Here is a 21,209-nt window from a genome sequence, read left to right on the forward strand (position 1 = left end):
TGTACGTCGTGCGAGCATGACGATGAAAACCGAAGAGCGCAGCGCGGTGTTCGCGCTGCTCGACGATTGCGATGCGACCGCCGAGAGGCGGTCGAGTCGTTTGTACACGGGCTTCGCGCACGAACGCGCGTGCGTGGATGCGCACGCGCTCGACGCGGTTTGCGGCGACATCGAACGCGATCTGCAAAGCGGTCTGCACGCGGTCGTCGTCGCGGATTTCGAGTTCGGGCGCAATCTCCAGTTCGGCGGCGTCGGACGCGGGGGCGATCACGCGCTGCGCGTGCTCATGTTCCGCGAGTGCGCGCATCTTTCGCGCGATGAAGTCGACGCGTGGCTCGGCTCTCAAAGCGATGACCTGACGGCAGGCATCGCGGGCATCGAATCGAGCGTCACGCGCGACGAGTTCGATGCATCGATCGCCGCTGTGCAAGACGCGTTGCGCGACGGCGAGTCGTATCAGATCAACTACACGTTCCGCCTGAACTTCGATGTGTTCGGCACGCCGCTCGCGCTGTACCGGCGTTTGCGCGAGCGGCAGGCCGTGCATTACGGCGCGTTGATCGCACTGCCGGATGGCAGGTCGGTGGTGTCGTGCTCGCCGGAATTGTTCGTCGAAAAGCATGGCGATCTGCTGCGCGCCCGGCCGATGAAGGGCACCGCGCCGCGCGACGCCGATCCCGAAGCGCTGCGCCACGATCCGAAGAATCGCGCCGAGAACGTGATGATCGTCGATCTGCTGCGCAACGACATGTCGCGCGTGGCGGTCACGGGTTCGGTGCATGTGCCCGCGCTGTTTTCGGTCGAGCCTTACGCGTCGGTGTGGCAAATGACGTCGACGATCGAAGCGCGCGTGATGCCCGGCACGTCGTTCGCCGGCATCGTGCGCGCGCTCTTTCCGTGCGGCTCGATCACTGGCGCGCCGAAGTATCGGACGATGCAACTGATCGACGAAATCGAGAGCTCGCCGCGCGGCCTCTATACCGGCGCGATCGGCTGGCTGGACGCGAGCGGCGACTTTTGCATGTCGGTGGCGATTCGGACGATCGTCGTCGATGCAACCGCGAAGCGCGGCGTGCTCGGCATCGGCGCGGGCATCGTGCTCGATAGCGACGCCGCCGACGAATACGAGGAGTGTCTGTTGAAAGCACGCTTTCTGACCGGCGCGGACCCCGGTTTCGAGCTGTTCGAAACGGCCTATGCGACGCGCGAGGAAGGCGTTCGCCACTACGCGCGCCACGTCGCGCGGTTGGAGGCCAGCGCCGCGTATCTCGGCTTTGCCTTCGACGAACGGGCGCTCTCGGCTCAGGTCGAGAAGCAGCGCGCGGAATTCGACGCGGGCAAACCGTATCGCATGCGCATCGCGCTGGACAAGAACGGACGCATCGCGATCACGAGCGCGTTGCTCGCGCCGTTGTCATCAGATACCGTCGATGTGTTGCTCGCGTCCGATCGCGGCTTCGCAGCGCAGTCATCAAGCGATCCGCTGCTACGTCACAAGACCACACGCCGCGCCGACTACGATCGCGCATGGAAAGCCGCCGAAGCCGAAGGCGCGTTCGACATGCTCTTCGTCAACGAACGCGGCGAGCTGACCGAAGGCGGCCGTTCGAGCGTCTTTATGCAGCTCGACGGCAAGTGGTTCACGCCGCCCATCGACGCCGGCGTGTTGCCGGGCGTGATGCGCGCGGTGCTGATCGAAGAACTCGGCGCCGCCGAACGCACGCTGACGATGGACGAGTTGCGGAACGCCGAAGACCTGCTCATCAGCAACGCATTGCGCGGCGGCGTGAAGGCGAGGCTTCGGCGCTGAAGCTAAGGCATCACCACTCGGCGACGCTGCCGTCCGCATGACGCCACACGGGATTGCGCCAGCGATGCCCCACCTTCGCCATCTCGCGCACCTTCTCCTCGTTCACCTCGATGCCTAGCCCCGGTCCCTGCGGGATCGACACCATGCCATCTTCGTACTTGAACACTTCCGGATTCTTGATGTAATCGAGCAGGTCGTTGCCCCTGTTGTAGTGGATGCCGAGACTCTGTTCCTGAATGAACGCGTTGTAGCTCACGGCGTCGATCTGCAGGCAGGTCGCGAGCGCGATCGGTCCGAGCGGGCAATGCAGCGCGAGCGCGACGTCGTAGGCTTCGGCCATCGTCGCGATCTTGCGGCATTCGGTCAGGCCGCCCGCATGCGAAGCATCCGGCTGAATGATGTCGACGTAACCGCTCGCCAGAATGTGCTTGAAGTCCCAGCGCGAGTAGAGCCGCTCGCCGAGCGCGATCGGCGTGCTCGTCTGGTTGACGATATCGCGCAACGCCTCGACGTTCTCCGACAGCACCGGCTCTTCGATGAACATCAGCTTGAACGGATCGAGTTCCTTCGCGAGCACCTTCGCCATCGGCTTGTGGACGCGTCCGTGGAAGTCCACGCCGATGCCCACGTTCGGACCGACCGCCTCGCGCACCGCGCGCACGTTGTCGATCACGCCCTGCACCTTGTCGAAGGTATCGATGATCTGCAACTCTTCCGAGCCGTTCATCTTCACGGCCTTGAAGCCGCGTTCGACCACCGCGCGCGCGTTATTCGCGACATCGCTCGGACGGTCGCCGCCGATCCACGAATAGACCTTGATCTTGTCGCGCACCTGGCCGCCGAGCAGCGCGTGCACCGGCACGCCGTGATGCTTGCCGAGAATGTCCCACAGCGCCTGATCGACGCCCGCGATCGCGCTCATGCCGATGGGACCGCCGCGATAAAAACCCGCGCGATACATCACCTGCCACAGGTCTTCGATATGGCGCGGGTCTTTGCCGACGAGATAATCGGCGAGTTCATCGACGGCGGCGGCGACCGTATGCGCGCGGCCTTCGACGACCGGCTCACCCCAGCCCGTGATGCCTTCGTCCGTCTCGATCTTGAGGAAGCACCAGCGCGGAGGAACGATAAAAGTTTCGAGCTTCGTGATTTTCATTGAGCGTCTCCTGAAGGGTTTTACATGTTAGCAAAAAGCCGCGTTTAGGCATATTAATAGTATTATTCAAATTTGTTCTATATCTACGAAACATCAGTCGAATACCCCATAATCGTGCCGACTTCTATAGGAGACCATCATTCACCGGGATCTACATGGCCGTGTGGCGCATGAACTGGGCATGGCGATTCTGCGCGGCGACGTCGCGCCCGGATCGCCGCTGCCGCGCGAGGCGGAATTGATGGAGCGCTTCGACGTGAGCCGCACGGTGCTGCGCGAGGCGTTGCGCACGCTCACGTCGAAAGGGCTGATCGAGTCGCGGCCGAAAGTCGGCACGCGCGTGCGCGCGAAAGACGCCTGGAATCTGCTCGACAGCGACATGCTCGACTGGTATTCGCGCGTCGCGCCGCCGCTGCAATTCGCGCTCAAGCTCCAGGAAATGCGCGAGATGATCGAGCCGTACGCCGCCGCGCTCGCCGCCGAAAACCACCAGGACGGCACGCGCGAGCGTCTCACACGCTCGCATCAGGCAATGGTCGGCGCGCAGAATGTCGAAGAATGGGTGCGCGCGGATCTCAATTTCCATCTGTGCGTGCTCGCCGCGTGCAGCAACGAATTGCTGATACCGCTCGGTGCGCTGATCGAGCGCACGCTGGAAGGCCAATTGCGCCTGAACGCCAAACGCGCCGATGTCTTCAACGCGTCGCTCGCGGAACATACGGCAGTGTTCGAGGCGATCATCGCGCGTGATTCGAGCGGTGCGCGCCGCGCGATGGCCGATCTGCTCGGCATGACGCGCCGCCGAATCGAAGGCTAGAACGCGTTCAGCGGAATCTTCAGATACGTCGTGCCGTTGCCGGCCGCGTCGGGAAAGTGGCCGGCGCGGATGTTCACCTGAATCGCGGGCAGAATGAGCGTCGGCATGCCGAGAGTCGCGTCGCGTGCCTCGCGCATCTCGACGAATTCGTCCTCGGTCTTGCCGCCGCCGACGTGAATGTTCTGCTCGCGCTGCTCGCGCACCGTGCTTTGCCATCGCGGGCCGCGCGTGTCGGGCGGATAGTCGTGGCAGACGAAGAGCCGAGTCTCCGGATCGAGCGTGAGCAGACGCTGAATCGATCGAAAGAGCCTGCGCGCGCTGCCGCCGGGAAAATCGCAGCGCGCGGTGCCGACGTCCGGCATGAAGAGCGTGTCGCCGACAAACACCGCATCGCCGATCCGGTACGCCATGTCGGCGGGCGTGTGGCCCGGCACGAACAGCGCGGTCGCCTTGATGTCGCCGATCATGAAGCGCTCGCCGTCCGCGAAGAGATGATCGAATTGCGAGCCGTCGAGCCGAAACTCCGGTTCGAGATCGAAGATTTTCTTGAACACGCCCTGCACGGCGCGTATCGATTCTCCGATGCCGATCTTCCCGCCGAGCGTGCGCTTCAGATACGGCGCGGCCGAAAGATGGTCGGCATGGGCATGCGTCTCCAGAATCCATTCGACGGCAAGCCGCTCTTCGCGCACGAACGCGATCACCGCATCGGCTGATTGCGTCGACGTGCGCGCGGCTTTCGGATCGTAGTCGAGCACGGGATCGACGATCGCCGCCGCGGAGCCGGCCTCCTTGTAGACGACATACGTCATCGTGCCGGTGTTGATATCGAAGAAAGGCTGAATGATGGGTTGCACGCTGGTTCCCCCGGCTGCCTCGCGGCGCGTTGCCTCGCGTCGTGCTCTCGTCGCCCGGATCGATTGGGCGTGTTTGTCAGGATCGCGATACAGTGTAACCCTTTGCGCCGGACCCCAACGCGCCGGCGATCACCACACGCAAGCTCGATCAAGAGGTTCGAATGCCGCACGTCCCGACTTCGCTCGCGTCGTCGTGGGGCGCGTGGGCCGTCTTCGTCAGCGTCCTCGCGACGCAACTCGGCGTGCCCGTCCCCGCCGCGCCGATGCTGATTCTCGCCGGCACGCTCGTCGCCGCCGGCAACGCGCCGTTCTGGCAGATGCTCGTGGCCGCGGTGCTCGCGGTGCTCATCGCCGATTCTCTGTGGTTCGCCGCGGGCCGCCTCTACGGCCGGCGCTTTCTCAATTCGCTCGTGCGCTTCTCGCTGTCGATCGATACGACGCTGCGCACCGCGCGCCGCTGGTTCGAGCGCTTCGGCGTGCCGCTGCTCGCACTGTCGAAGTTCGTGCCGGGGCTCGGGCTCGTGTCTGCGCCGCTGCTCGGCACGACGCAGATCGAAGTGCGCGTGTTCCTGTTGTGGGATCTGATCGGCGCGACGGCGTGGGCGAGCTTCTGGATGCTCGGCGGCGCGGCGCTGCAGGAGCAGATCGGGCGGCTTGTCGTGCTGGTGCGGGCCAACGGCACGACGGTGATCGACATTCTCGTGATGGTCGCGCTCGGCTTCGTGCTGTATCGATGGATCCGGCGCGAGCAGTTTCGCCAGTGGCTCGCGAAGTATCACATCACGCCGGACCAGCTCGACGCGATGATGCGCTCCGACACGCCGCCCGTAATCTACGACGCGCGCCCGGCGGAGATTCGCCGCCGCGAGCCGTATCGCATCGCGGGCGCGATCGCGCTGGATCTCGATTCGCCGGATCGCGTCGATCAGTTGTATTCGGAGCACGAGGTGGTCGTGTATTGCGTGTGCCCGAACGAGGCGACCGCGAAGACCATCGCGCGGCAGTTGCGCGCGAAGGGCTTCACGCATGTGCGGCCGCTGAAGGGCGGGCTGGATGCCTGGGAGAAGCACGGCTATCCGGTCGAGCCGATGCCGGCAGCGCACCTTCACGCCCCCGCGGATCACGACGATATCGATCACGACATGGTCACGATCCGCGCGACCGCGCCGGAATGATCTACGTCCGGCGCGCCGGACGGTTCACGAGCGCGATGCCCGCGAGCACCATCGCCGCGGCCACCATGAAACGCGCGGTGAAATGCTCGCCGAGCAGGAGCACGCCGAAGGTGACGCCGAAGATCGGCGTGAGAAACGAGAACACCGAAAGCCGCGACGCCATATAGCGCGTGAGCAGCCAGAACCACGTCAGATAGCTGATGAACGCGACGACGATCGCCTGATACGCGAGGCTCGCGATCGCGAGCGGCGAGACCGCTTCGACGTGCGTCTGTCCGATACCCGCCGCGAGCACGAGCAACAGCACCGCCGACACCGCCAGCTGATAGAAGAGCGTCTTGCTCGCACTCGCGCGCGCCAGCGACGACGCGCGCACGACCACGGTCGTCGCGGCCCAGAAGAGGCCGGCCATGACGCCGAGCGTATCGCCCGCGATGCCCTGCAACGTCGATGCGCTGTTCGGATTGCCGTGCAGAAAGCCGTCGGCGAATGCGAGCGCCATGCCGCAGAACGCGAGCGCGATGCCGCACCACTGCACGCGCGAAAGCCGCTCGCCCGCGACGAACCAGTGCAGGCCGAGCGCGGTGAAGCAGGGCGCGGTGTAGAGAAACACGGCCATGCGCGTAGCGGTGGTGAGACTCAGCCCGAAGAAAATGCAGACGAACTCGCCGCCGAACAGCAGGCCCGCGAGCAGTCCGGCGGGCAAGGTATCGTCGCGCTGGAAGAGCGGCACGCCGCGCGTGCGCGTCCAGATCCACACGAGCAACGTTGCGATCAGCGAACGAATGCCGGCTTGCAGCATCGGCGGAATCGACGCGTTCGCCTCCTTGATCGCGACTTGCTGGAATCCCCACGCGCCGCACAGCGCGATCATCACGATGATGGCGGTGGCATCGGGGGCGCGGCGCAGGGCGAGGGAAGGCGTGCTCATCGGCGGGCTCTTGAACGTGGCCGGGAGGCCATGCACTGATTTGGAGCGTCGATTGTGCCAGCGAACCGGCTTCGATGAGCGAAAGGTCGCGATGAGCTCGTGGAGATTGCGCGCCGCGGAGAATGCGCGGCGCGAGGTGATGCGTGAGTCAGGAATGCTTTTCGATCAGCTCGACCTTGTAGCCGTCCGGATCTTCGACGAACGCGATCACCGTCGTGCCGCCTTTCACGGGACCGGCTTCGCGCGTGACCTTGCCGCCCGCCTGGCGAATGCGCTCGCACGCGCCGGCGGCGTCGTCGACTTCGAGCGCGATATGGCCGTAGGCCGTGCCGAGATCGTACTTGTCGGTGCCCCAGTTGTAGGTCAGTTCAAGCACGCTGTTCTCGCTTTCCGGGCCGTAGCCGACGAACGCGAGCGTGTACTTGTACTCGGTGTTCTCGCTTTGACGCAGCACTTTCATGCCGAGAATGCGCGTATAGAAATCGATGGAACGCTGCAGGTCGCCGACGCGTAGCATCGTATGGAGGAGTCGCATGGTGGGATTCCTGTTGTGTGTGGATTGCGGGGAGACAGGAAGGAAATTGTACCGTCGGCGCCCGCCGCACGCTGACGATGCGTCAGAGCGCCGGAAGCAGATCTGGCGGATGATGTTTGAGCGTATGCCGCGCCTCGCGGAACTCGGGGAAGATCGATTCGACCGTCTGCCAGAAGCGCGGGCTGTGGTTCATCTCACGCAGATGCGCGAGCTCGTGCGCGACGACGTAATCGATGATCGACATCGGGAAATGAATGAGCCGCCAGTTCAGGCGGATCTTGCCGTCGCTGGAACAACTGCCCCAGCGCGTCGCCGCCGATGACAGCGCATACGCGCGATACTCGACGCCGAGCTTCGCCGCATACACCGTGAGCCGCTCGCCGAAAATGCGCTTCGCTTCCGATTGCAGCCAGCCTTGCACGCGATCCTTTATCTGCTGCGCGTCGGCGAGCGCGGGCATTGCGAGCGAGAGCACGCTCGTGGCGTCGTCGAAAGAGAGCGCGCTCGCCGTCGAACCGAGCGACACGCTGATCGTCTTGCCGAGATACGGAAACTGCGCGCCGTCCTTCCAGTCGATGCGCGGCAGCGCGCGCTGCTCGACGCGCGTCTGCCATTCGGTGAGCTTCTTGACGATCCAGTTCTGCTTGTCGAGGATCGCGCTTTCGATATCGGCGATCGTCACCCAGCGCGGCGCGGTGATCGCGAGACCGGTCCCGTCGATGCAAAAGCCGATCGTGCGCCGCGACGAACGCCGCAACCGATACTCCAGCGCGCCCGCCTTGAGCGCGATGCGGCGCAGACGCACGCCATCGGGCAATGGTGTCGCCTGCGTTGCGGGCGTGAGAACGGGGAGGGGATCGGCGGCGGGGACGTCGCCAAGCAGCGGAGCGGGTCCGCTCGCGGGCGGCGCGCCGGAGTATGTCGGCGCATGCTCGAACGGCAGATCGAGCTGCAGGGTATCGAGCGCGACGGCGGGGCGCTGTCGCGATGGGGCTTTCTGCATCGGCTCGGCTTTGCGCTCGCGGCGCAGGAATGACGAGAAGAATGAATAAGGCACGCCGCGGCTCGATCCGAACGCCGCCGCTTCAGCGGCCCGCGCCCGCGGCGCCGGCTTCACCCGGCTGCGCGTTCGGCGCGGTGTAAGCGTGCGGATCGATGCGGCGCATTTCCGCCTCGATCCAGCTTTCGACGCGCGTGTTCACTTCCTCGGGTGTCAGGCCGGCGGTGTCGATCGGCTTGCCGATCGACACCGTGACTATACCCGGATATTTGATGAAGGAATTGCGTGGCCAGACGTGCCCGGCGTTGTGCGCGATGGGCACGACCGGCGCGCCGGTCACGACGGCGAAGCGCGCGCCGCCGGTCTTGTACTTGCCCTGGCTGCCGACTCGCGTGCGCGTGCCTTCGGGAAACATGATGACCCACGCGCCTTCGTCCATGCGCGCGCGGCCCTGGCGCGTAACGGATGCGAACGCATCGCGGCCCTGCTTGCGATCGATGTGCACCATCTTGAGCAGCCCGAGCGCCCAGCCGAAGAACGGCACGAAGAGCAGCTCTCGCTTGAACACATAGCAGAGCGGCCGCGGCATCAGCGCGGGAAAAGCGAGTGTCTCCCATGCGGACTGATGCTTCGACAGCAGCACGGCGGGCCCATTCGGCAGGTTTTCCATGCCTTCGATCGTGTAGCGGATGCCGATCAGATGCCGCAGCACGACGATGGTCGATTTGCACCAGCCGGCCGCCATCCAGTAGCGCTTGTCGGCGCGCATGAACGGAAACGCAATGAAGCAGGCGATCGCGTACGGCGTCGTGTACACGATGAAGTAAAGCATCAACAGCAAAGAACGGATGAAGCGCATGGGGTGTCGGTGTTACTGGGCGGAGCGATCCTGATGCCGCGCGAGGAACTCGAGCGCGAACGCGCGCAAGTCCTTGTGAACGACGGTGCCTTCGGGCAACAGGCCTTCCTTGAGCGTTTTCTCGCCCTTGCCGGTGAGCACGAGATGCACGGGGAAGCCGAGCGCCGCGCCCGCTTGCAGATCGCGCAGGGAATCGCCGACGACGGGCGTGTCTTCAGGATCGATCTCGAAGCGGTCGATGATCTGCTGCAACATGCCGGGTCTCGGCTTTCTGCAATCGCATTGATCTTCCGCCGTGTGCGGGCAGAAGAACACGGCGTCGATGCGCCCGCCGACGGCCGCGACCGCGCGGTTCATCTTCTGATGCATCGCGTTCAGCGCGGCCATGTCGAAGAGACCGCGCCCGATGCCCGACTGATTCGACGCGATCGCCACGCGATAACCCGACTGATTCAGGCGCGCGATGGCTTCGAGGCTCCCGGGAATGGCGACCCATTCGTCCGGTGACTTGATGAACGCATCGGAATCGACGTTGATCACGCCGTCGCGATCGAGGATGACCAGTTTTCGGTTCATGACCATGGCGGCGCGTCAGGCAGCGAGCTTGGAAATATCGGCGACGCAGTTCATCTGCTGATGCAATGCGTTGAGCAAGGCGAGGCGATTGTTGCGCAGGGCAGGATCTTCCGCGTTCACCATCACGTCGTTGAAGAACGTGTCGACGCTCTCGCGCAACGCGGCGAGCGCGCTCAGCGCTTCCGTATAGTTGCGCGCGGCGAGCTGGCTTTGCACGCGCGGCGTCACCTGTTCGATCTGCGCGTAGAGATTCTTCTCCGCCGCTTCGACGAGCAGTTCCTTGTTCACCGACGAAGGCGCGCCTTGCTCCGACTTCTTCAGGATGTTCGAGATGCGCTTGTTGGCAGCCGCGAGTGCCGCCGCTTCCGGCAGCGCGGCGAACTCGCGCACGGCATCGAGGCGCGCGACGATGTCGTCGAGACGCGTCGGGTTCAGGCTCAGCACGGCTTCGATATCGTTCGCCTCGAAGCCGCGTTCGCGCAACAGACCGCGCAGACGATCGAGGAAGAATGCGTAGATGGCGTCGGTCGAATCGGCGACTTGCGGCATGCCCGCGAACTGGCGTTGCGCCACGCCGACGAGAACGCGCAGGTCGATCGGCAGCTTCTTTTCCAGCAGGATGCGCAGCACGCCGAGCGCGTGACGGCGCAGCGCGAACGGATCTTTCTCGCCGGTCGGCGCGAGACCGATGCCCCAGATGCCGACGATCGTTTCCAGCTTGTCCGCGAGCGCGACCGTGGCGCCCACGCCCGTCGACGGCGTGTCATCGCCCGAGAAGCGCGGCTGATAGTGCTCCGAGCACGCGAGCGCGACTTCTTCCGGCTCGCCGTCGTGACGCGCGTAGTACGTGCCCATCGTGCCTTGCAGCTCGGGAAATTCGCCGACCATGTCAGTGAGCAAATCGGCCTTCGCGAGACGCGCGGCGCGGCGGGTGAGCGCGGCATCGACGCCGACCATCGGCGCAATTTCGCCTGCGAGCGCCTCGAGACGCTCGACGCGTTGCAAGGTCGAGCCGAGCTTGTTGTGATAGACGACGTTCGCGAGCAGCGGCACGCGATCTTCGAGACGCTTCTTCTTGTCCTGCGTGAAGAAGAACTTCGCGTCGGCCAGGCGCGGGCGCACGACGCGCTCGTTGCCTTCGACGATTTCGCCGGGCGTCTTCGTATCGATGTTCGACACGATCAAAAAGCGCGAGCGCAGCTTGCCGTGCTGGTCGGTGAGCGCGAAGTACTTCTGATTGGTCTGCATCGTGAGGATGAGACATTCCTGCGGCACCTGCAGGAACTCCTCGTCGAAACGGCATTCGTAGACGACCGGCCATTCGACGAGCGCGTTCACTTCGTCGAGCAGCGCCTCGGGCATCACGACGCGGTCAACTCCTGCGAACGCCTGAAGCTGCGTGCGGATCGATTCGCGGCGATCCTCGAAGTTGGCGACCACATGCCCCTTGCTGCGCAGCGTGTCGGCGTAATCGTCTGCGTGCGGAATCGCGACGAAGCCTTCCGACATGAATCGATGGCCGATGGTCGTATCGCCCGAATCGACGCCGAGCGCGCTGACCGGCACGACGTCGCGCCCGTGCATGGCGATGAGGCGCTGCACCGGACGCACGAACTGCACGCTGGAGCCGTCCGGACGCTGGTAGGTCATGACCTTCGGTATCGGCAGCTTGCCGAGGGTTTCATCGAGCGCGGCTTGCAGGCCTTCGGCGAGCGTCGCGCCGGGCGCGGCGTAGCGCAAGAAGAACGCTTCCGCCTTTCCGTCCTGCGCGCGTTCGAGTTCGGCGAGCGGGAAGTCGGGGAAGCCGAGCGCCGCGAGCTTCTTCGCGAGCGGCGGCGTGGGATTGCCTTCCTTGTCGAGCGCGACCGTCACCGGCAGAACTTTCTCGCGCACCTGCTTTTCAGGCGCGACATCGCGCACGTTCTTGATGAGCACGGCGAGGCGGCGCGGCGTCGCGTACTTTTCGAACGAGGGCGCGCCGTCGATCAGATCGCGTGCGGCGAGACGCTCGACGATGCCTTCGGCGAAAGCGGTGCCGAGACGCGCGAGCGCTTTCGGCGGCAGTTCCTCGGTGAGCAGTTCGACGAGCAGAGAAGCGTGTTTGGATTGCGTCATTGTTCTGTCGAGCCTCGTCAAACCTGTTCGTTGTTGCTGCGTTCGCCCGGCGGCGTGCTTTCGGCTTTAAGCGGCGGCGCCCATGCGGGACGCTGCGCTTCCTGCTCGTCGGTGACGAGATCGCGATCGCCTTTCACCGGGTTGCCGAGCATCGGGAAGCCGAGCGCTTCGCGCGAGTCGTAGTAGGCCTGCGCGACGAGGCGCGACAGCGCACGGATGCGGCCGATATACGCTGCGCGCTCCGTCACTGAAATGGCGCCGCGTGCATCGAGCAGATTGAACGTGTGGCCCGCCTTCAGCACGAGTTCATACGCGGGCAGGGCGAGCTTCGCATCGATCATCTTCTTCGCTTCTTCTTCGTAGCTCTTGAAGAAGGTGAAGAGCAGATCGACGTTCGCGTGCTCGAAGTTATACGTGGACTGTTCGACTTCGTTCTGGTGATACACGTCGCCGTAGGTCAGTTGACGCAGCACACGGCCGTTCGGGCCGTCTTCTTCCCATTCGGTCCAGATGAGGTCGTATACGTTCTCGACCTTCTGCAGATACATCGCGAGACGTTCGAGACCGTAGGTGATTTCGCCGAGCACCGGCTTGCAATCGATGCCGCCCGCCTGCTGGAAGTACGTGAACTGCGTCACTTCCATGCCGTTGAGCCACACTTCCCAGCCGAGGCCCCACGCGCCGAGCGTCGGGTTCTCCCAGTCGTCCTCGACGAAGCGCACGTCGTTCTGCTTCAGATCGAAGCCGAGCGCTTCGAGCGAGCCGAGGTACAGATCAAGGATGTCTTCAGGCGCGGGCTTCAGCACGACCTGATACTGATAGTAGTGCTGCAGGCGGTTCGGGTTCTCACCGTAGCGGCCGTCCTTCGGGCGGCGCGACGGTTGAACGTAGGCGGCGCGCCATGGCTCGGGGCCGATCGCGCGCAGGAACGTGTGAACGTGCGAGGTGCCCGCGCCGACTTCCATGTCGATCGGCTGGAGGAGCGCGCAGCCCTTCTCGTTCCAGTAGGACTGCAGCGTCAGAATGATTTGCTGGAATGTGAGCATGATTGCCTTTTGCGGGGCGGACGCGGCGCGGCCAACGTCGTGACGACGCGACTCGGAGGCTCGGTCAAAGTGCTGAAACGTGGAATTTTAGCCGAACGGGAGGGCGGGTGCGGCTTTTTGGGAATCGATGCGCCCGCGGGAACGGACACGCGGGCCGCATCGCGTGGCGCGATGCGGCTTCGTTTCAGTCGGCGTTCAGCGCGTGCCCGACCGTTTCCGGTTCGGCGCGAACGCAAACGCGAATGCCAGCAGAATCAGCGACACCGCGATCACCGTCATGTTCCCGCTCGTCACATACGGCGTGGTGCCCGACGTTCCCTGCACGCGCGCTTCGAGCACGCCGGTCGTGAAGGTCGGCAGCTTCGACACGACATCGCCGTTCGCCGCGATCGCCGCCGTCATGCCGGTGTTGGTGGCGCGTAGCATCGGCCGGCCGGTTTCGATCGATCGCATGCGCGCGATCTGAAGATGCTGATCGAGCGCGATGGTATTGCCGAACCACGCGAGATTCGTCGAGTTGACGAGAATGCCCGCGGGCGTTTCCTGCTCGCGGATCGTGTGCGCGATCTCTTCGCCGAAGATGTCCTCGTAGCAGATATCGACGGCGACCGGCTGGTTGTGCACGATGAACGCCTTCTGCGCGATCGGCCCGCGCGCGAGATCGCCGAGCGGAATGCCCATCATGCGCACGAACCAGTGAAAGCCGAGCGGCACGAATTCGCCGAAGGGCACGAGATGATGCTTGTCGTAGCGATACACGCCGTTCACGTGCGGCGTAACGCCGAAGAGACTGTTGGTGTAATCGGTCGCGCGGCCGTCGGGGAGAATCGTGACGCCGATCGCGCCGAAGAGAATCGACGAGTTCGTGTCGTCCGCGAAGTTTCGGATCGCGACGGCGAAGTCTTGAGGAATCTGCACGGACAGAACGGGCAGCGCGGTTTCCGGTGTGACGATCAGATCGGCCGGCTTTTCGGTGATGAGCCGCCGGTAGAGCGCAAGCGATTCGTCGACGCCGGCCTGCTCGAACTTCATCTCCTGCTTCACGTTGCCTTGCAGGAGACGCACGTCGAGCGGCGCGTTGGCGGGCGTCGTCCATTCGACGAGCGACAGCAGCATGCCCGCGACGATCAGCGCGATGGCCGCGATGCCCGGTGCGAACGCGAGCCGCCGCGTCTTTCGAAATTGATAGGCGGCCTGCACGATCAGCGCGGAGACGAGCGCGAGCACCCAGCCGACGCCGTACACGCCGACGATCGCGCCGAAGCCCTTGAACGGTCCGTCGACTTGCGCATAGCCGCTCGCGAGCCAGGGAAAGCCCGTGAACACGAGTCCGCGCAGCCATTCGCCGAGCGCCCACGCGCTCGCGAACGCAAACGCGCCGTGCCACGTCGGGGCAAAGCGCGGCGAGGCGTCGATGTCGCGTGCGGTCGCGCTGTCTTCATCGCCGAAGCGCGCGCGGCCCGCGACCAGCGACCAGACCACGCTCGACAGCGCCGGATAAATCGCGAGGTACAGTGAAAACAGTGCGACGGCCGCCGCGGCGAGCGGCGCGGCCATGCCACCGTAGACGTGCATGCTCACGTAGAGCCACCACACGCCCGTCACGAAGTTGCCGAAGCCGAACGCCCAGCCGGTCGCGGCGGCGCTGCGCCAGTTGCCGGTGCCCGTGAGCCACGCGAAAAACAGCCCGAAGATGACGAGCTCGATCCAGCCGCCGTGCGGCGTCGGCGCGAAGGAAAGCGTATTGACGGCGCCGAGCACCGCGGCGACGAGGTAATGCCAGAACGGCAATGCGCGCGGCGACTCGGAGACGGCCGACGCGTCGCGTTGACGGGAGAGGAAGCGAAACGATGAATCGGCCATTGATGACGGTCGAGATGAAACGGAGGCGGGCGAAGGGTTGATGGCGGGCGCGGATTCGCTCCGGCGCCCGCGTTGCGCTTAGTCGCGCAAGTCGTCTTCGTCGTCGCCCGCGTGATGATGTTGCTGCGCGAGATTCGGCACGCGCCGCACGAGGAGAACGTGAATCTGCCGGGCGTCGCCGCGCAGAATCTCGAACGCGAAATCGTCGATGCGCACTTTCTCGCCGCGATGCGGCACGCGCCCGAAGCGATGCGTGACGAGGCCGCCGATGGTATCGACTTCGTCGTCGGAGTAATCGGTGCCGAATTCCTCGTTGAACTGTTCGATGCCGGTCAGCGCGCGCACGCGATACTTGCCGTCCGGCGTCGCGATGATATTGCCGGCTTCTTCGTCGAAATCGTATTCGTCCTCGATGTCGCCGACGATCTGCTCGAGCACGTCTTCGATCGTGATGAGGCCCGCCACGCCGCCGTATTCGTCGACGACGATCGCGATGTGATTGCGGTTCACGCGAAAGTCGTGCAGCAGCACGTTCAGGCGCTTCGATTCGGGGATGAACACGGCGGGGCGCAGCATGCCGCGCACGTCGAATTCCTCTTCGGCGTAGTAACGCAGCAGATCTTTCGCGAGCAGCACGCCGATGATGTTGTCGCGATTGCCTTCGTACACGGGATAGCGCGAGTGCGCCTTGTCGAGCACGAAGGGGATGAATTCGGCGGGCGTTTCCGCGATGTTGATGGCGTCCATCTGGGCGCGCGGAACCATGATGTCGCGCGCGCAGAGATCGGACACCTGAAAGACGCCTTCGATCATCGAGAGCGAATCGGCGTCGAGCAGGTTGCGCTCGTGCGCGTCCTGCAGCACTTCGAGAAGTTCGTCGCGCGATTCGGGCTCGTGCGAGATGAAATCGGTCAGGCGTTCGAGAAGAGAGCGCTTTTCCGGCGGTTTGTCGGTGTGGCGTCGACTGGGATAAGGTTCGTTCATAGCGGAGCGCCCGGGAGTTCCCGGGCGCAGGTTAGCGGAAGTTCAAGCATACACCAAGGTAAAACGGGGGCTGCGTGGTGCTGCGGGCATGTCAGGAGCCATGCTAGCCGATAAATATGCGAGAAGTATGTCCAGCCGCGAGCGTTAGCCGAACGGACGATGCGCATCAAGAAAATCATACGGATGCGAAAAGCACGCGCGTCATTTATTCCCCTGCGCCTGACAGCGCTTCAACAGCGCTTCGAGCGCGCGATCCGGCATACCGCTTTCGCGCAGCGCCTCGACGGTCCGGGCGACGTAATCCAGCGTCGTGCCATAGCGGCCGCTCGCGCAGCCGAGCACGGTGCGCACGACCGGATCGGCGAGTTTGCCGGTATAGGAAGTCGCATCCCGGCGCATCACGAACGCAAGCGCCTCCACGCGCCGTCCGTCCGCGAGCGTGCAGGGCAGCCACGCCGGCCGGTACGACGCCATCGCCATTTCGCGTCGCCATAAAACCTGAAGATGCTCGGTCGCATCGGCGCCCGCGAGCCTGAACGCCATGCCGGTGCACGAGCCGCCGCGATCGAGCGCCAGTACGAGGCCAGGCTGTTCCGGCGTGCCGCGATTCACGCGCGACCACAGATAAAGCCCGCGATGATAGCCATGCACCTTGCCGCGCACGGCTTCGAGCGTCGGCAAGCCGGGATTCCAGATCAGCGAGCCGTAACCGAACAGCCACAAATCCGACTTCCGGTCCCAATGAACGAGCGCCGCGTCGCGCGACGCGGCCAGCTCTTCGTCCGTCAGCAGCGCGGATTCACCGAGCGCGGGCGGATAGTCCGGGCAGGGCGCGGGCGTCGGTTCGGCTTCGGAAGGTGCGGGTTGCGCGGGTTCGGGCGTCTTGTCGTTCACGGCGCTTTCAACACATCGGGGACATCGGACCGGCTTCAGGTCAAAGGCACGTAGGGATCGGAAAATCCCAGAGACTGCATGATATCCGTCTCGATGGATTCCATCTCTTGCGCCTCGCTCTCGACCTCGTGGTCGTAGCCCTGCGCATGGAGCGTGCCGTGGACGATCAGATGCGCATAATGCGCGGCAAGCGGCTTGCCCTGTTCGTCCGCCTCGCGCTCGACGACCGGGCAGCACAGAATCAGATCGCCCGCGACGGGATCGTCCTCCGACTCCGCGTACGCGAACGTGAGCACGTTCGTCGCGTAATCCTTCTGCCGATACGTGCGATTGAGCATCCGGCCTTCGTCCTCGTCGACGAAGCGCACGGTCAGCTCGGCATCGGCGAAAAGCGCTGCCTTGGTCCAGCGCGCGACCGTCGCGCGCGGCAGGATCGCCTTGTGCGACGGGTACGCTTTCGCGGCGGGGAACTGCATGGTCAAGGTGAGGCGCGGCTTCATTCGGGCTTTTGCTGCGACTGCTGAGCGACGCGCGCGGCCTCGGCGATTGCCGCATCTTTCTGCGATTGCGCGTCGTAAGCCTCGACGATACGCGCGACGAGCGGATGCCGCACCACATCCGCCGACGTGAAGTGCGTGATCGCGATGCCGCGCACTTCCGACAGCACATGCTGCGCCTCGATCAGCCCGCTCTTGTGGCCGCGCGGCAAATCGACCTGCGTCGTGTCGCCGGTGACGACCGCCTTCGAGCCGAAGCCGATACGCGTGAGGAACATCTTCATCTGCTCGGGCGTGGTGTTCTGTGCCTCGTCCAGAATGATGAACGCGTGATTCAGCGTGCGCCCGCGCATGTACGCGAGCGGCGCGATCTCGATCATCTGGCGCTCGAACATCTTCGCCGTCTTGTCGAAGCCGAGCAGATCGTATAGCGCGTCATAAAGCGGACGCAAATACGGATCGACCTTCTGCGCGAGATCGCCCGGCAGGAAACCGAGCCGCTCGCCCGCTTCGACGGCCGGCCGCGTCAGCACGATGCGCTTCACCTGATCGCGTTCGAGCGCATCGACCGCGCACGCGACCGCGAGATACGTCTTGCCCGTGCCCGCCGGCCCGATGCCGAACGTCACGTCGTGCGCGATGATCTGCTTCAGATACTCGCGCTGCGCCGGCGTGCGGCCGCGCAAATCGGCCCGGCGCGTGTAGAGCTTCGGGCCGTGGTCCTCGTCTTCGCCGAGATCGATCGTCGCGCTCGGTTCATCGAACGGATGATCGGGATCGCCACGAAAACGTGGATCGACTTCGCCTTCTTCGCCGTTGGCCTCGCGCGCATCCTTCGCGCGGCGCGTCGCATGGCGCGCCTCGACGAGCGCGAGCTGAATGTCGTCGACGGAAATCGGGTCGCGCGCGCGGTTATAGAAGTTTTCGAGCGCCGCGAGCGCGACTTTCGCGCCACGGCCGCGAATCGCGATCTTGTGGCCGCGCCGCGAAAGCGTCACGTCGAGCGCCTGCTCGATCTGCCGCAGATTTTCGTCGAGCGGGCCGCAGAGGTTGGCGAGCCGCGCGTTGTCGTCGCGCGGTGCGGTGAATTCCAGATGCTGCGTAGGAGCGTTCTTCAAGGTGAACTTGAGTTCCTTTCTTTAGTGCGTCAGCTCGGGCGCCATGATGAGTTCGCCGCGCAGCGAATGCGGATACGCGTGCACGATCTTCACGTCGATCATCTGACCGATCAGTCGCGCGTGCGATTCGGCCGGCGCGGGGAAGTTGACGACGCGGTTGTTCTGCGTGCGTCCGGCGAGCTCGTTCGGATCCTTGCGCGCGGGCCGCTCGACGAGAATACGCTCGACCCGGCCGACCATCGACGCGCTGATGCGCTGCACGTTTTCCTCGATGGTCGCCTGCAGATGTTGCAGACGCTTCAACTTCACTTCGCGCGGTGTGTCGTCATGCAGGTTCGCGGCCGGCGTGCCGGGGCGCGGGCTGTAAATGAACGAAAAGCTCGTGTCGTAGCTCATCTCGTCGACGAGCGCCATCATCTTGTTGAAATCGTCTTCGGTCTCGCCAGGGAAGCCGACGATGAAGTCCGTCGACAGCGACAGATCCGGACGAATCGCGCGAAGTTTGCGGATGACCGACTTGTATTCGAGCACGGTGTAGCCGCGCTTCATCGCCATCAGAATGCGATCCGAGCCGTGCTGCACAGGCAAATGCAGATGCGAGACGAGCTTCGGCACCTTCGCGTAAGTGTCGATGAGGCGCTGCGTGAATTCCTTCGGATGTGAAGTCGTATAGCGAATGCGTTCGATGCCCGGCACCTCCGCGACGTACTCGATGAGCGTCGCGAAATCCGCGATGTCGTGCGAGCCGAGCGTCAGCGCGCCACGATATGCGTTCACGTTCTGGCCGAGCAGCGTGACTTCGCGCACGCCCTGATCGGCGAGGCCGGCGATCTCGGTGAGCACGTCGTCGAGCGGGCGCGAGACTTCCTCGCCGCGCGTGTAGGGCACGACGCAATAGCTGCAATACTTCGAGCAGCCTTCCATGATCGACACGAACGCGCTCGGACCATCGACGCGCGCGGGCGGCAGATGATCGAACTTCTCGATTTCCGGGAACGTGATGTCGACTTGCGCGCGGCCGGTGGCGCGACGCTGATCGATCATCGCGGGCAGGCGATGCAGCGTCTGCGGGCCGAACACGAGATCGACATACGGCGCGCGCGCGACGATCGACGCGCCTTCCTGGCTCGCGACGCAACCGCCGACGCCGATCAGCAGATTCGGGTTCGCTTCCTTCAGCTCGCGCACGCGGCCGAGATCGGAGAAGACTTTCTCCTGGGCCTTTTCGCGCACCGAGCACGTGTTGAACAGGATGACGTCCGCGTCTTCGGGCGTGTCCGTCTTGATGAGTCCTTCAGCGGCGCCGAGTACGTCGACCATTTTGTCGGAGTCGTACTCGTTCATCTGGCAGCCAAAGGTCTTTACATAAACTTTCTTGGTCATGAATCGTCGCCGGTCGCAGTGGTTGATCTGGGGGCGCTGGTCAAAGTAATTGAGGGAGTTTTCGCGGACTTCTACAGCGATCTGCCCGCTTCTTGCTGTAATTTAGCCCGATATTATAGCGCCGACGGCCATTCCTGACGTGACAGGCGCGGCTCGGGCGGATACGCCAGATCGCCGAGCAGTTCATGCGTCGTTTTCTCGAAGCGCTCGACCAAAAAATCCAGCAGCACGCGCACGCGCGGCGCCATGTAGCGGTTCGCGTGGAAGAGGGCGTGGACGGCGGCCTCGTGCGTGCACCAGTCGGGCAGCACCATCTTCAGCGTGCCGGCGCGAACGTCGGCGGCGATATCCCAGATCGATTTATGCGCGATGCCGTGGCCCGCGAGCGCCCACGCGCGGGTCATCGCGCCGTCGTTGGTTTCCCAGGCGTCGGGGAGCGGAATCGTGTACGCGTAGCGCTCGTCGCCGCGCACGAACGCGAGCTCGTTGAGCGGCCCGCTTGCCGTCACCACGACGACGAAATCGTGACCCACCAACTCGGCGGGCGTTTTCGGCTCGCCCTTGCGCGTGAGATAGTCGGGCGACGCGCATAGCACGCGCCGATTCGGCGCGAGCGCACGAGCGGCCAGTCCGCTGTCCGGCGGCGCGCCGAAACGAATCGCGAGATCGATCTCTTCCTGAAGCAGATTCGACACGGAGTCCGACAGCGTCAGCGCGAACCGTACGTCCGGATGCAGCGCGCTGAATTCGTCGATCCAGCCGCGCAGCATCGAGCGTCCGAAATTCGACGTCGCCGAGATGCGCACCTTGCCGCGCACGACGTTCTGACCGGCTTGCAGCGCGGCTTCGGCGTCGTCGATCGCCTGTAGCGCGATCCGGCAGTGCTGCAGATACAGGCGGCCTTCGTCGGTGACGCGCAATTGCCGCGTCGTGCGCTCGAAGAGCCGCGTGTGCAGCGCTTTTTCCAGCTTGATGAGCCGCGCGCTCGCCGCGGCCGGCGACAGTCCGAGCTTACGCCCCGCCGCCGAGAGGCTGCCCGCAGCCGCCGCTTCCACGAAAAGGCGCATGTCGCCGAGCCGATCCATAGTCATTTTCAAATCTCGTTTGACAATGATTCAAAGCGTAGACCAATTATCAAAGCAGCGCATTGCTCGCAAAATGCGGCCCAGCGTTAACCCTTAAGGAGCGTTCGCGTCATGCAACTCGACCACGCCACTCTCGTCGCGCCCGATTGCGATGCGTTCATGCGCTTTTTCGTCGATATCGCCGGGATGCGAGTCGGGCAGCGGCCGCCGTTCGGCGCCAGCGGTTACTGGCTTTATCTCGATGCGCGGCCGGCGGTGCATCTGATCGCCTCGGGTGTCGCGGATTTGCGTCCCGCCGAGCGGCCAAGCGCGACACGAATCGACCATCTGGCGCTGCGCATCGACAACGAAGTCGAGTGGCGCGCCTTGCTCGAACGTCTCGATTGCCACGGCTATGCCTACCAATTCGCCGAAGTGCCGCTCGCCCGCGAGCTTCAGCTCTTCGTGCGGCTGGCGCGAGGCGTGGTCGTCGAATTCGTGACCGCTCAATTCTGAACTGGAGTCA

At 64.3% G+C, this 21,209-nt stretch carries 20 protein-coding genes; 4 read left to right on the forward strand and 16 right to left on the reverse strand.

Translation table 11 applies throughout. The features are described 5' to 3' along the window. Window positions 1-22: 22 nt before the first annotated feature. On the forward strand, window positions 23-1,810 hold the full coding sequence (gene pabB, locus NCS28_RS01885; protein ID WP_250512195.1) for an aminodeoxychorismate synthase component I: 1,788 nt from the start codon (window positions 23-25) through the stop codon (window positions 1,808-1,810). Between the two features lie 10 nt (window positions 1,811-1,820). Here the strand turns inward: pabB and dgoD are convergent, their stop codons facing one another. Then, window positions 1,821-2,969 carry a galactonate dehydratase gene (gene dgoD / locus NCS28_RS01890; protein WP_250512196.1) on the reverse strand — a complete coding sequence of 383 codons (1,149 nt, stop codon included), beginning with the start codon at window positions 2,967-2,969 and terminating at the stop codon, window positions 1,821-1,823. Between the two features lie 181 nt (window positions 2,970-3,150). Here dgoD and NCS28_RS01895 point away from each other — a divergent pair, with 181 nt between their 5' ends. After that, window positions 3,151-3,786, forward strand: coding sequence for a FadR/GntR family transcriptional regulator (locus tag NCS28_RS01895; RefSeq protein ID WP_250512197.1), 636 nt, complete (start codon window positions 3,151-3,153; stop codon window positions 3,784-3,786). On the opposite strand, the gene NCS28_RS01900 is transcribed toward NCS28_RS01895, so the two are convergent. Then, a complete protein-coding gene (locus NCS28_RS01900) occupies window positions 3,783-4,643 on the reverse strand; it encodes an MBL fold metallo-hydrolase (RefSeq protein WP_250512198.1) in 861 nt (286 codons plus the stop codon). The genes NCS28_RS01895 and NCS28_RS01900 overlap by 4 nt on opposite strands. A 161-nt stretch (window positions 4,644-4,804) precedes the next feature. Here NCS28_RS01900 and NCS28_RS01905 point away from each other — a divergent pair, with 161 nt between their 5' ends. Then, entirely contained in the window at window positions 4,805-5,818 is a 1,014-nt protein-coding gene (locus NCS28_RS01905) for a DedA family protein/thiosulfate sulfurtransferase GlpE (RefSeq protein ID WP_250512199.1), read from the forward strand. A gap of 1 nt (window position 5,819) precedes the next feature. Here the strand turns inward: NCS28_RS01905 and NCS28_RS01910 are convergent, their stop codons facing one another. The 14 genes from NCS28_RS01910 to NCS28_RS01975 all read right to left on the reverse strand — a co-directional run bounded on the left by NCS28_RS01910 (window position 5,820) and on the right by NCS28_RS01975 (window position 20,704). Then, window positions 5,820-6,749 (reverse strand): DMT family transporter, encoded by a 930-nt coding sequence (locus NCS28_RS01910; RefSeq protein WP_250512200.1) that lies wholly within the window; start codon window positions 6,747-6,749, stop codon window positions 5,820-5,822. A 148-nt stretch (window positions 6,750-6,897) separates the two neighbouring features. Next, window positions 6,898-7,284, reverse strand: a complete 387-nt coding sequence (gene gloA / locus NCS28_RS01915; protein WP_238209787.1) for a lactoylglutathione lyase — start codon at window positions 7,282-7,284, stop codon at window positions 6,898-6,900. Between the two features lie 82 nt (window positions 7,285-7,366). Then, window positions 7,367-8,287 carry a M48 family metallopeptidase gene (locus NCS28_RS01920; RefSeq protein WP_250513030.1) on the reverse strand — a complete coding sequence of 307 codons (921 nt, stop codon included), beginning with the start codon at window positions 8,285-8,287 and terminating at the stop codon, window positions 7,367-7,369. 82 nt (window positions 8,288-8,369) lie between these two features. Continuing rightward, entirely contained in the window at window positions 8,370-9,143 is a 774-nt protein-coding gene (locus NCS28_RS01925) for a lysophospholipid acyltransferase family protein (RefSeq protein WP_250512201.1), read from the reverse strand. Between the two features lie 12 nt (window positions 9,144-9,155). After that, window positions 9,156-9,725, reverse strand: a complete 570-nt coding sequence (gene gmhB / locus NCS28_RS01930; protein ID WP_250512202.1) for a D-glycero-beta-D-manno-heptose 1,7-bisphosphate 7-phosphatase — start codon at window positions 9,723-9,725, stop codon at window positions 9,156-9,158. Between the two features lie 9 nt (window positions 9,726-9,734). Further along, entirely contained in the window at window positions 9,735-11,834 is a 2,100-nt protein-coding gene (gene glyS / locus NCS28_RS01935) for a glycine--tRNA ligase subunit beta (protein ID WP_250512203.1), read from the reverse strand. A gap of 17 nt (window positions 11,835-11,851) precedes the next feature. Beyond that, window positions 11,852-12,880: a glycine--tRNA ligase subunit alpha gene (gene glyQ / locus NCS28_RS01940; RefSeq protein ID WP_250512204.1), complete on the reverse strand. Its 1,029-nt coding sequence runs from the start codon at window positions 12,878-12,880 to the stop codon at window positions 11,852-11,854. A gap of 195 nt (window positions 12,881-13,075) precedes the next feature. Next, window positions 13,076-14,743 (reverse strand): apolipoprotein N-acyltransferase, encoded by a 1,668-nt coding sequence (lnt, locus tag NCS28_RS01945; RefSeq protein ID WP_250512205.1) that lies wholly within the window; start codon window positions 14,741-14,743, stop codon window positions 13,076-13,078. Window positions 14,744-14,821: 78 nt separating this feature from the next. After that, window positions 14,822-15,727, reverse strand: coding sequence for a CorC family transporter (locus NCS28_RS01950; protein ID WP_250512206.1), 906 nt, complete (start codon window positions 15,725-15,727; stop codon window positions 14,822-14,824). 201 nt (window positions 15,728-15,928) lie between these two features. Then, window positions 15,929-16,621: a gamma-glutamylcyclotransferase gene (locus NCS28_RS01955; protein ID WP_250512207.1), complete on the reverse strand. Its 693-nt coding sequence runs from the start codon at window positions 16,619-16,621 to the stop codon at window positions 15,929-15,931. A 35-nt stretch (window positions 16,622-16,656) separates the two neighbouring features. Then, window positions 16,657-17,121 (reverse strand): rRNA maturation RNase YbeY, encoded by a 465-nt coding sequence (ybeY, locus tag NCS28_RS01960; RefSeq protein ID WP_250512208.1) that lies wholly within the window; start codon window positions 17,119-17,121, stop codon window positions 16,657-16,659. Continuing rightward, window positions 17,118-18,236 (reverse strand): PhoH family protein, encoded by a 1,119-nt coding sequence (locus NCS28_RS01965; protein ID WP_250512209.1) that lies wholly within the window; start codon window positions 18,234-18,236, stop codon window positions 17,118-17,120. The genes ybeY and NCS28_RS01965 overlap by 4 nt, the downstream gene beginning before the upstream one ends. Window positions 18,237-18,257: 21 nt before the next feature. Next, on the reverse strand, window positions 18,258-19,619 hold the full coding sequence (gene miaB / locus NCS28_RS01970; protein ID WP_250512210.1) for a tRNA (N6-isopentenyl adenosine(37)-C2)-methylthiotransferase MiaB: 1,362 nt from the start codon (window positions 19,617-19,619) through the stop codon (window positions 18,258-18,260). 113 nt (window positions 19,620-19,732) lie between these two features. Continuing rightward, window positions 19,733-20,704: a LysR family transcriptional regulator gene (locus NCS28_RS01975; RefSeq protein ID WP_250513031.1), complete on the reverse strand. Its 972-nt coding sequence runs from the start codon at window positions 20,702-20,704 to the stop codon at window positions 19,733-19,735. A 111-nt stretch (window positions 20,705-20,815) separates the two neighbouring features. On the opposite strand from NCS28_RS01975, the gene NCS28_RS01980 reads away from it, so the two are divergent. Beyond that, window positions 20,816-21,199, forward strand: a complete 384-nt coding sequence (locus NCS28_RS01980; RefSeq protein WP_250512211.1) for a VOC family protein — start codon at window positions 20,816-20,818, stop codon at window positions 21,197-21,199. The last annotated feature ends 10 nt before the right edge of the window (window positions 21,200-21,209 follow it).

This window comes from Caballeronia sp. INDeC2 (genome assembly GCF_023631325.1).
Taxonomy (GTDB): domain Bacteria; phylum Pseudomonadota; class Gammaproteobacteria; order Burkholderiales; family Burkholderiaceae; genus Caballeronia.

Coding starts and splice junctions, on each gene's coding strand:
- NCS28_RS01910 (WP_250512200.1), bottom strand. CDS start 6,749: ATGAGCACGCCTTCCCTCGCCCTGCGCCGCGCCCCCGATGCCACCGCC.
- glyS (WP_250512203.1), bottom strand. CDS start 11,834: ATGACGCAATCCAAACACGCTTCTCTGCTCGTCGAACTGCTCACCGAG.
- gloA (WP_238209787.1), bottom strand. CDS start 7,284: ATGCGACTCCTCCATACGATGCTACGCGTCGGCGACCTGCAGCGTTCC.
- NCS28_RS01950 (WP_250512206.1), bottom strand. CDS start 15,727: ATGAACGAACCTTATCCCAGTCGACGCCACACCGACAAACCGCCGGAA.
- pabB (WP_250512195.1), top strand. CDS start 23: ATGAAAACCGAAGAGCGCAGCGCGGTGTTCGCGCTGCTCGACGATTGC.
- NCS28_RS01980 (WP_250512211.1), top strand. CDS start 20,816: ATGCAACTCGACCACGCCACTCTCGTCGCGCCCGATTGCGATGCGTTC.
- NCS28_RS01905 (WP_250512199.1), top strand. CDS start 4,805: ATGCCGCACGTCCCGACTTCGCTCGCGTCGTCGTGGGGCGCGTGGGCC.
- NCS28_RS01920 (WP_250513030.1), bottom strand. CDS start 8,287: ATGCAGAAAGCCCCATCGCGACAGCGCCCCGCCGTCGCGCTCGATACC.
- NCS28_RS01925 (WP_250512201.1), bottom strand. CDS start 9,143: ATGCGCTTCATCCGTTCTTTGCTGTTGATGCTTTACTTCATCGTGTAC.
- NCS28_RS01895 (WP_250512197.1), top strand. CDS start 3,151: ATGGCGATTCTGCGCGGCGACGTCGCGCCCGGATCGCCGCTGCCGCGC.
- gmhB (WP_250512202.1), bottom strand. CDS start 9,725: ATGGTCATGAACCGAAAACTGGTCATCCTCGATCGCGACGGCGTGATC.
- ybeY (WP_250512208.1), bottom strand. CDS start 17,121: ATGAAGCCGCGCCTCACCTTGACCATGCAGTTCCCCGCCGCGAAAGCG.
- lnt (WP_250512205.1), bottom strand. CDS start 14,743: ATGGCCGATTCATCGTTTCGCTTCCTCTCCCGTCAACGCGACGCGTCG.
- glyQ (WP_250512204.1), bottom strand. CDS start 12,880: ATGCTCACATTCCAGCAAATCATTCTGACGCTGCAGTCCTACTGGAAC.
- miaB (WP_250512210.1), bottom strand. CDS start 19,619: ATGACCAAGAAAGTTTATGTAAAGACCTTTGGCTGCCAGATGAACGAG.
- NCS28_RS01975 (WP_250513031.1), bottom strand. CDS start 20,704: ATGGATCGGCTCGGCGACATGCGCCTTTTCGTGGAAGCGGCGGCTGCG.
- dgoD (WP_250512196.1), bottom strand. CDS start 2,969: ATGAAAATCACGAAGCTCGAAACTTTTATCGTTCCTCCGCGCTGGTGC.